Origin of the sequence: Methylophaga sulfidovorans (assembly GCF_900114205.1) — a bacterium.
Lineage (GTDB): Bacteria > Pseudomonadota > Gammaproteobacteria > Nitrosococcales > Methylophagaceae > Methylophaga > Methylophaga sulfidovorans.
Map to the genome: position 1 here is coordinate 155558 of NZ_FOSH01000008.1, position 9107 is coordinate 164664.

Sequence of the window (9107 nt, forward strand, 5' to 3'; positions counted from 1 at the left end):
CTGTGAGTTTGACTCTTGCTCAAATAGCGGAACATATCAATGGTAATGTTATCGGCGATGCTAATTATATAGTTAGCACCGTCGGTACATTATCAAATGCTAAATCAACCCAGCTTAGTTTCTTATCCAATCCAAAATATAAAAAATTCTTAACTCAGTCTCAGGCTGGTGCCATTATCGTTTCGAATGGTATGGCCGAGTATGTCACGACCAATGCTATTGAAGTTGATGATCCCTATGTTGCATATGCAAAAGCAGCAAGTCTTCTTCACCCCACAGAAAAAAAACTGCCTGGTATTCATCAGTCGGCATCAATTGATCCTTCTGCAAAGATTGGTCGTAATGTCAGCATTGGTGCAAACGTCGTCATCGAGCAAGCAGCCATCATAGAAGATGATGTCGTGATTGGAGCGGGCTGTGTTATCGAACATGATGTGATTATACGCAAAGCCGCAAAACTGAGACCCAATGTGACATTATGTTTTGGTGTGGTCATTGGTGAACGGACGATTATTCATCCTGGTGTTGTCATTGGTGCCGATGGTTTTGGTATCGCCAACGACAATGGACACTGGATAAAAGTACCTCAGGTCGGCTCTGTTAATATTGGCAATGATGTGGAAATTGGTGCCAATACTACAATTGATAGAGGGGCCATCGAAGACACGGTTATTGCTGAGGGTGTGAAACTCGATAATCAAATACAGATTGGCCACAATGTCACCATCGGTAAACATACAGTAATTGCCGGTTGTACAGGGATTGCGGGTAGTACTTCTATTGGTGAATATTGCGCTATAGGTGGTGGAACCGGCATGGCAGGGCACATCAATATTGCTAGCGGCGTACAGCTGACAGGAATGAGTATGGTCACCAAGTCTATCAATGAGGCAGGAATCTATTCCTCTGGAATTCCTGTTGAACCTGCAAAACAGTGGCATAAAAACGTGATTAGATATCGCCAAATGGATAAATTATTTGATCGTGTTAAACAGCTTGAACAACAAACTAAAGATTGATTCCAGTGTTGTTTTGCTTTACCAAAATGGCGACTCAAAGTAAGATTGTCGGTCTTTATTAATATAATAATAGTCAAGGGATATTAGCTTGAACACGATTGACATACATGAAATTCAACGCCTGTTACCTCATCGATACCCTTTCTTACTGATCGATAGAGTCATTGAGTTTACACCTGGCGAGCATTTAGTCGGCATCAAAAATGTCACATTCAATGAACCGCATTTTACAGGTCACTTCCCTCAGCGCGTTATTATGCCTGGCGTGTTAATCCTTGAATCCCTTGCTCAGGCAACTGGTTTATTGGCATTTAAAACAGCTGATGAGATTCGATCAGATGAGGCCTTATATTATTTAGCAGGCATAGACAACGCCCGCTTCAAAAAACCAGTTGAGCCAGGCGATCAATTAAGACTGGAAGTTAAACTGGTAAAAAATAAACGTAACTTATGGAAATTTACAGGTGAAGCAAGTGTTGATGGCGAAGTTGTTGTCAGCGCAGATATCATGTGTGTTAACCAAGAAATGCCAAAGTGATTCATCAGACAGCTATTATTGATTCAACTGCCGTTATTGCTGATAACGTCAAGATTGGTCCTTTTTCTGTAATCGGCCCAAAGGTCGAGATTGGCGAAGGCACTGAAATTGCTTCGCATGTAGTGATTAATGGACCAACAAAAATTGGGAAAAACAACCGCATATTCCAGTTTGCCTCAATAGGTGAAGAGCCCCAGGATAAAAAGTTTCATGGTGAAGATACTTTACTTGAAATCGGTGATAACAACCTTATCCGTGAATCTGTGACTATTAATCGTGGAACGGTCCAAGGCGGTGGAATAACACGTCTTGGAAGTAATAACTGGATTATGGCGTATGTGCATATCGCACATGATTGTCTTATCGGTAACGATAATATTTTTGCTAACAATGCTTCGTTGGCAGGTCATGTCATCATCGACGATTTTGTTATTTTAGGTGGCTTTACTTTAATCAGCCAATTTAACTATATGGGATCTCACTCTTTTAGTGCGATGGGTAGTGTTATCTCGAGAAATGTTCCACCTTATGTTTTGGTTTCAGGACATATGGCGAAACCTTTTGGTATTAATGCTGAAGGTCTGCGTCGACGTAATTTCAGCGATATACAAATAAAAAATATTCGCCAAGCCTATAAAGTTTTATACCGTTCTGGGCTAAAACTTGAAGAGGCGGAATTGCGTATTGATAGCATAGAACAAGAATCAGATGAGATTTCTTTATTAGCTGATTTTCTGAAGAAGCAGGAAGGTGGCATAATCCGATAACAACGGATTATGCCTTATCCAATTTAAGCTAATCGTTATTGGGTGTTGCTGTAATTTTATGAATGCTTAAGTCCGCACCTTCATACTCTTGTTCTTGAGATAATCTCAGTCCAAGTAATAGTTTGAGTAAACCGTAAACGATAAACCCACCGACAAACGCAATCATAATGCCAAGCGTCGTGCCAATAAGCTGAGACATCAAGCTGACACCACCCATACCACCTAGAGCAACCTGGCCGAATATCCCCGCAGCTATACCACCCCAAACACCGCATAGTCCATGTAGTGGCCAAACACCTAAGACATCATCTATTTTCCATTTATTTTGTGTCAGGGTGAATGTGAAAACAAACAATGAACCTGCAACAAGCCCAGTGATAAGTGCACCTAGCGGATGCATAATATCTGAGCCAGCACAGACAGCAACAAGACCAGCTAACGGTCCATTATGAACGAAGCCAGGGTCATTTTTTCCTGCTAAACATGAAGCAAGTATGCCGCCAACCATCGCCATTAATGAGTTAATTGCTACTAAACCACTTATGCCTTCAATGGCTTGCGCCGACATAACATTAAAGCCAAACCAACCAACAGTTAAGATCCATGCACCTAATGCCAGAAAAGGTATATTCGAAGGTGGGTGAGCAAAAATCTCTCCCTTTTTGCCATAACGCCCATGCCGTGGACCTAAATGTAAAACAGCCGCTAGAGCAATCCAGCCACCGACGGCATGTACGACAATTGAACCAGCAAAATCATGAAAGTTGGCACCATAGGTAGAATTCAACCAGTCCTGAATACCAAATGCACCGTTCCAGCTGATCCCTTCAAAAAAAGGATAAATAAAGCCGGCAATGAAAAAAGTAGCGATTAATTGAGGATAGAATTTTGCTCTTTCTGCGATACCACCAGAAACAATGGCAGGAATAGCTGCTGCAAAAGTCAGTAAGAAAAAGAATTTCACCAGGCCGTAGCCATAGTTCTCATTAAGTGTGGGGGCCGCATCAAAGAAATGTAAATTATAGGCAATGCCATAACCAATAAAGAAATAAGCGATAGTCGATATAGCAAAATCAACAATAATTTTAACCAGCGCGTTGACCTGATTTTTTTTGCGAACTGTTCCGACTTCCAGAAATGCGAAGCCAGCGTGCATGGCCAGCACCATTATGGCGCCAAGTAATATAAATAAAACATCATTTGCAGTATGCACTATCTTATCCCCTCGTTGGTTTAGATATAAAGCACCAAAATAGCAAGACTCGCACCAAAATTGAAAGATGTTTTAAATCAATGGTGTAGATACGGTGATGTTCGATTATGGACTGTGCGGTGATTTATTTTGGTGCGAAATCAAAGTTTTAAGCACTATATTGGTGCTATTGATGAATTGCATGAAAATTGTTCATTGAATTGTTGATCCACAAGCTGCTGATAAAAACGTATAATCAACCGCTTTATATTGATGATAAAACTGATGTTGAGGAGACCGCATGGATATCTATGCATCTGATGAAGAAAAAGCAGAAGCAATAAAACAGTGGTGGCGTGAAAATGGTCGCTCTGTGTTTATAGGCGTGATTTTAGGGATCGCCGGTATTTTTGGGGTCCGTTACTGGATGAACTATCAACAGGTTCAAGACCAGCAAGCTGCTTTAACTTATCAGCAAGCCATTGTCTCGGTAAGCAATCAAGACGATGCAGCTGCTGAAATGAGCACTGAAAAGTTAATGCAGGATAATAAAAATAGTGCATATTCCGTATTTGCAGCATTACAAATGGCTGAGAAAGCCAGTGAAGCGGGTGAGTTTGATAAATCAAAAGATTACCTGACATGGGTAATTGCCAATGCAACATTATCAGGACATAAAGCGTTAGCAAAACTCAGACTGGCAAAGGTCGAATTTGATCATGGACAGTTAGATGAAGCATTGAAGCAAGTGACATCCAATGATGCTGCAGCGTTTGATTCACTATTTGCTGAGTTGGAAGGTGATATCAAAACTGCACAAGGACAAGCTGAAGAAGCTCACGCTGCTTACCAAAAAGCATTAGTTGGTCTTAATTCAGGTGAGCCGAGACAGACCTTAATTGAAATGAAATTAGATGACGTGGCAGCAGCACATGAAAGTTAATTTGCGTTTACTGACGATAGGTTTATCTCTAAGTATTTTCTTATCAGCATGCAGTACAGTGAGTGGTTGGTTTGCTGATGAGTCCTATGAAGAACCGCCAGAACCATTAACTGAATTTACCAGTGAAATTAGCCCAAAAATTTTATGGGATAAAGGTGTTGGAGATGGTGCCGGTGACAATAAAGTCAAGCTGTCATCATGGTGGCAGAATAATAAAATATTCGCTGTTGATCATGAAGGTGAGGTGACGGCATTAAATGCTGAAACAGGACGTGAACTCTGGGATGTAGATCTTGATTTCAATGTAGTTACCGGTATTGGTGGCGGCATGAATATGATCTATGTTGGTTCAGACAAGGGTGTGGTAGTTGCCCTGAATGAGGCCGATGGGAAAGAGTTATGGCGTAGCCAATTAACCAGTGAAGTCTTAGCACCTGTGACATCGGCAAATGGTATTGTTGTCAGCCGAACATCAGATGGTCGTGTTAGCGGCATTTCAGCTGAAGATGGAAAAGTACTCTGGTCATACCAGCGTGCTGTACCGTTGTTGAGTTTACGTGGTGCTGGCCGACCAGTGATTGCTGGCAGTGAGGTCATTGCTGGATATGATAATGGTAAGTTGGTGGCATTATCGTTAAATGACGGCAAAGTGTTGTGGGAAAATAGTATTGCTATCCCACGTGGTCGCACGGAATTGGAACGTTTAGTTGATATTGATGCTGATCCTGTTGTTATCGATGATACGGTTTATGTGGTGACTTATCAGGGACAACTTGCTGCCGTTGATATTAATTCTGGTCGTGTTTTATGGTCACGTGATATGTCTTCACAAGTAGGGCTGGATGCAGCTTATCATGATGCCGTGTATGTAACTGATGACGAAGGTTATGTCTGGGCTATACAGGATGGTAGTGGTGATGCTTTATGGCGTCAGACAAGATTGTTAAGACGCCAGCCGACAGCACCTGCGATCGCTGGAAACTACATTGTCGTTGGCGACTTTGAAGGATATATCCATTGGATTGGCAGAGATGATGGCCGTTTTGTGTCACGTCAGCAAATTAGTGACGGACCAATCTACAGTAAGCCATTGGTTGTTGATGGTGTTGTTTATATTACTGCAGCTGATGGCAGTATTACCGCTCTGAGAGTACCCGAAAATTGAAACCTGTAATCGCGCTGGTTGGCCGCCCCAATGTTGGCAAGTCAACGATTTTTAACCGGCTGACACGAAGTCGTGATGCATTGGTCGCAGATTTTGCTGGCCTGACGCGTGATCGTATTTATGGAACGGTGAAAGAGCCTGGCTTTGATTTCATATTGATTGATACCGGTGGACTCACTGATCAAACTGACAATATGTCAGACTTGATGCGTAAGCAAGCTAAGTTAGCGATTGATGAAGCTGATCTTATTTTATTCATTGTTGATGGCCGTGCAGGCCTGATGCCAACTGATTCAGATGTGGCTCAGCAGTTACGAAATGATGGAAAACCTGTTTGTCTTGTTATCAACAAAACAGAAGGGGAACGCCGCGAAATTATATCGGCTGAATTTTATGCATTAGGCTTGGGTGAACCTCAAGTGATTTCTGCGACTCAGGGCAGAGGAATTGATACCTTATTAGCTGAAATTAAAGAACGTATCCCGGCCGTTGAGAAAATTGAATCTGATGAAGTAGCGGATACCTTTGATGAAAATGAAATCCGTCTGGCAGTATTGGGTAGACCTAATGTTGGTAAATCAACATTAATTAATCGGCTATTAGGTGAAGAGCGTGTGGTGGCTTTTGATGAGCCTGGAACAACACGCGATAGTATCCACATTCCATTTGAAAAAGACGGTGTTAATTACACATTAATCGACACGGCAGGTGTCAGACGCCGATCAAAAGTGTCTGAAAAACTTGAAAAGTTTAGTGTTTTAAAGACATTGCAAGCCCTGGAAGATGCCAATGTAGTGATGTTAGTGCTTGATGCTCATGAAGGAATTGTAGAGCAGGACTTGCATCTGGCAGGACTGATTATCGAAAGTGGACGTGCGGTTGTTATTGCTGTCAATAAATGGGATGGTCTAGAAAAAAGTGAACGGGAGTGGGTCACGACCAATATCGAACGTCGTTTACCTTTCCTGAATTTTGCCAAGACACATTTTATTTCGGCATTACATGGTAGTGGGGTCGGCCTATTATTTAAGTCGGTGAGACAGGCATTCCAATCAGCCATGACCAAAGTGCCAACGTCACGTTTAACACGTGTATTGGAAGATGCGATTGCTGATCATCCGCCGCCGTTAGTAAGAGGTCGACGCATTAAGTTTCGCTATGCGCATTTGGGAGGAAAAAATCCACCCAGAATTATTATTCACGGTAATCAGACAGAATCGACTCCAAACAGTTATAAGCGATATCTGGAAAATACATTCAGGGAAGCACTGAAATTACAGGGAACGCCAGTGATGATTGAGTTCAAAACCAGTGATAATCCATACCGTGATAAAGCAATAAAAAGCGCTACTCAGAACACGCCACAAAAAAAACAGCGCCCACCTAGAAAGAGTCGCAAAAGTTAGAGTAATCCGGGATCATCACTCATCAGGTCTTCAAGGCTATTGAGTTGATCCCTGACTTTTTCACGATTGGCTAGTTTTTCTCTTGCAGCAAGAGGCAAGTCAGTGAATAGAATGACTTGTTTATCGATCAGAGTATTGATTAAATCTTCTAGTACCCTTATTAATGATAGGTCTGATGCGCTTAGCGCGGAGAGACTATCCTCTTTTTTTTCCGATTGTGTTAAATAATCCACTAATTCAGTTGAGTTTATTGATAATTTTTCTGTAGCATCAGCTTGAGGCCTATCATAGACAGCAACGATTTTTGCTGACTCATCTCTTTTTACGTAAACCATTTTATTTAAACCCTATAAACCCATGCATATAGCAGGTTACGACAAGCAATGCTTTACAGTAAACTAAAAAACTGTGAAACTCATCAAGTTTATTAATAACAACAAGTAATAAAGATGTATACGGAGCCTGTCATCAATACCACTGAAAATGAGCAATGGGATGCTCAGGATAGCTACCGTACGCATGATAATCCTCTATTGTCTTGTCTGACTTTGCTGGCCAAAATTTTGAACAAACCGCATAGCCCAGAGTCACTGGTCGCAGGTCTTCCCTTAGTTAATAATAAACTTTCACCATCATTATTTAGCCGTGCAGCGGAACGTGCAGGTTTATCTTCACGAATAGTAAAGCGAAAGCTGACAAAAATATCTAATCTGGTTTTGCCAGCTATTTTATTACTGGACAATGCGGATGCCTGCATTCTCCTTGAAATCAATAAAACAAAAGCCAGAGTTATTTTTCCTGAAACAGGCGAAGGGGAATCAGAGCTTTCACTTGATGAGTTAGAAGAACAGTATTCTGGATATAGTATTTTTATCAAACCTGTTCATCAATTTGATAAACGTACTGAATTTTCAGCTATACCACGGGCGAACCATTGGTTTTGGGGTACGATTATGCGATTTTGGCCTATTTATGGCCAAGTATTTATCGCCTCTATCTTAGTGAATAGTTTTGCATTAGCTTCACCGTTATTTGTGATGAATGTCTATGACCGGGTTGTACCTAATAGTGCTATCGAAACCCTTTGGGTATTAGCGATTGGGGTCGCTACCGTCTTCGTTTTTGAATTGTTACTACGCACGCTCCGTGCTTATTTTATTGATATCGCCAGTAAAAAAGCTGATGTCATTCTATCCTCCACCATTTTTGAGAAAGTGATGGCGGTGAAAATGTCTGCCCGATCCAATTCAGTTGGTTCCTTTGCTAATAGCATGCAGGAGTTTGAATCCTTCAGAGAGTTTTTTACCTCGGCAACGTTAACCACGCTGGTCGATTTGCCCTTTTCATTATTATTTATAACGGTTATCTGGTTAGTAGCTGGTCCTGTTGCTTTTATTCCTTTAGCGGTAATCCCTTTAACGATATTGGTAAGCTTGATTATTCAGATTCCCTTATCAAAAACGATTCAACACTTATTCAGACATTCAGGCCAAAGAAGCTCAACCTTGATTGAGACGTTAACTGGCCTGGAAACTATTAAAAGTATTGGTGCTGAGACACCTATACAAAGGAAATGGGAACAGACGATTGGCTTTATGACGAAATACAGTCAACGTGCCCGGATTTTATCTGCAAGTGCAATTAACTTTTCTTCATTTTTACAGCAAATGGCTTCTATCTCAGTCGTTGTTTTTGGTGTCTACATGATTACTGAAAATGAGCTCACGATGGGGGCTCTTATTGCCAGTACGCTGCTAACAGGCCGCGCATTAGCGCCTATGGCACAGCTTGCCGGGCTTTTAACTCGTTATCATCAGTCCAAAGCAGCATTAAGTTCATTGAATAGTCTTATGGCATTACCTGTTGAGAGACCGTCAGGACGCGAGTTTCTTCATCGCCCTGAATTTAAGGGTGGGATTGAGTTTAAAAAAGTGAGTTTTCGTTATCCTGAACAGCCTATTGATGCCTTAACCGATGTGTCTTTGTAGTGGTCAACTAATTCCGGACACGGGTTTAGACAGAACTTCCGCCTTTGCAGGTGGACATCCATCGTTAAATTGATGCGGCCGTTGCCAGT

At 41.6% G+C, this 9107-nt stretch carries 9 protein-coding genes; 7 read left to right on the forward strand and 2 right to left on the reverse strand.

Features of this window, described 5'->3' with window-relative positions; translation table 11 throughout:
* Nucleotides 1–2: 2 nt before the first annotated feature.
* From lpxD to lpxA, 3 genes are all read left to right on the forward strand, one after another.
* The gene (gene lpxD / locus BM232_RS08725; protein WP_091713595.1) at nt 3–1019 is read left to right on the forward strand and encodes a UDP-3-O-(3-hydroxymyristoyl)glucosamine N-acyltransferase; all 1017 of its coding nucleotides are present in this window, start codon (nt 3–5) and stop codon (nt 1017–1019) included.
* An 88-nt stretch (nt 1020–1107) separates the two neighbouring features.
* A complete protein-coding gene (gene fabZ, locus BM232_RS08730; RefSeq protein WP_007145904.1) occupies nt 1108–1557 on the forward strand; it encodes a 3-hydroxyacyl-ACP dehydratase FabZ in 450 nt (149 codons plus the stop codon).
* Nucleotides 1554–2324 carry an acyl-ACP--UDP-N-acetylglucosamine O-acyltransferase gene (lpxA, locus tag BM232_RS08735; protein ID WP_091713597.1) on the forward strand — a complete coding sequence of 257 codons (771 nt, stop codon included), beginning with the start codon at nt 1554–1556 and terminating at the stop codon, nt 2322–2324. Before fabZ ends, lpxA begins: the two co-directional genes overlap by 4 nt.
* 28 nt (nt 2325–2352) lie before the next feature.
* Here lpxA and BM232_RS08740 read toward each other — a convergent pair whose 3' ends face one another.
* Entirely contained in the window at nt 2353–3537 is a 1185-nt protein-coding gene (locus BM232_RS08740; RefSeq protein ID WP_091713599.1) for an ammonium transporter, read from the reverse strand.
* A gap of 280 nt (nt 3538–3817) precedes the next feature.
* On the opposite strand from BM232_RS08740, the gene BM232_RS08745 reads away from it, so the two are divergent.
* The 3 genes from BM232_RS08745 to der are packed head-to-tail and all read left to right on the forward strand — an operon-like array spanning nt 3818 to nt 7030.
* A complete protein-coding gene (locus tag BM232_RS08745) occupies nt 3818–4459 on the forward strand; it encodes a YfgM family protein (RefSeq protein WP_091713602.1) in 642 nt (213 codons plus the stop codon).
* Entirely contained in the window at nt 4449–5624 is a 1176-nt protein-coding gene (gene bamB, locus BM232_RS08750) for an outer membrane protein assembly factor BamB (protein WP_091713604.1), read from the forward strand. The genes BM232_RS08745 and bamB overlap by 11 nt, the downstream gene beginning before the upstream one ends.
* Nucleotides 5621–7030 carry a ribosome biogenesis GTPase Der gene (gene der, locus BM232_RS08755; protein WP_091713607.1) on the forward strand — a complete coding sequence of 470 codons (1410 nt, stop codon included), beginning with the start codon at nt 5621–5623 and terminating at the stop codon, nt 7028–7030. Before bamB ends, der begins: the two co-directional genes overlap by 4 nt.
* Here der and BM232_RS08760 read toward each other — a convergent pair.
* Complete coding sequence (locus tag BM232_RS08760; protein ID WP_091713610.1) at nt 7027–7365, reverse strand: hypothetical protein; 339 nt, start codon at nt 7363–7365, stop codon at nt 7027–7029. The two genes, der and BM232_RS08760, sit on opposite strands and share 4 nt — an antisense overlap.
* Before the next feature lie 114 nt (nt 7366–7479).
* Here BM232_RS08760 and BM232_RS08765 point away from each other — a divergent pair, with 114 nt between their 5' ends.
* Nucleotides 7480–9018 carry an ABC transporter transmembrane domain-containing protein gene (locus BM232_RS08765; protein ID WP_245752859.1) on the forward strand — a complete coding sequence of 513 codons (1539 nt, stop codon included), beginning with the start codon at nt 7480–7482 and terminating at the stop codon, nt 9016–9018.
* Nucleotides 9019–9107: the final 89 nt, after the last annotated feature.